Annotated in this window: 1 pseudogene; it reads right to left on the bottom strand. The window is 45.7% G+C overall.

The annotated features are described in order from the left end of the window. Positions 1 to 567: pseudogene (locus R7R24_RS29230) on the bottom strand (PAS domain-containing sensor histidine kinase); the annotation flags it as partial.

The raw sequence follows: 567 nt of genomic DNA, 5'->3' as shown, positions 1-567 counted from the left end.
TTTCTGGTGCCGTTGCAAACCGATAATGACCAACAAAATGATCAATAACAGAAACGCAGCGACACTCCAACCAATGACATTAATGGCTTGTTGAACTGGCTTGGTCGGGATGAGATAACTGACATACCAATTGAGGTCATCCAATTTAACGGTATGGGCAAAATAGCGTTGCTGATCCAGCGTCCAAAAATGGATCACGGTGTTGTCGTAGAGCTTTTGTGTTTCCTCATCTACTGCATGGTTTGGCTCATTGAACCAGTCCGCGTTGTAAGTGGTACTGCTCGACAGGAAGAAACGCTGATGGCGGTTTTGCAGTGTAATAATGTCTTGGCTGGTGATGGTTTGTTCCGTCAGAAGGCTCAAGTTAATTTGTACGACGACAATACCCGCGATGTTAAGGCCATCAAAAATCGGTGCCGATAAATAATACAGAGGGCTCGAGCCTTTGGTTTTATTTACCAGAGAGACGCCTTCACCTTGGCGATGAATCTGTTCAACAATGGCACGTCGATCTGAACGGCTAAATCGTTCATCGATGAGGCTGGAAACCAACACTTCACCAGAGGT

Source organism: Vibrio sp. 704 (genome assembly GCF_033339295.1).
Note: the sequence above shows the minus strand (reverse complement) of the source record. Positions and strands in the feature narration are given on the sequence as shown.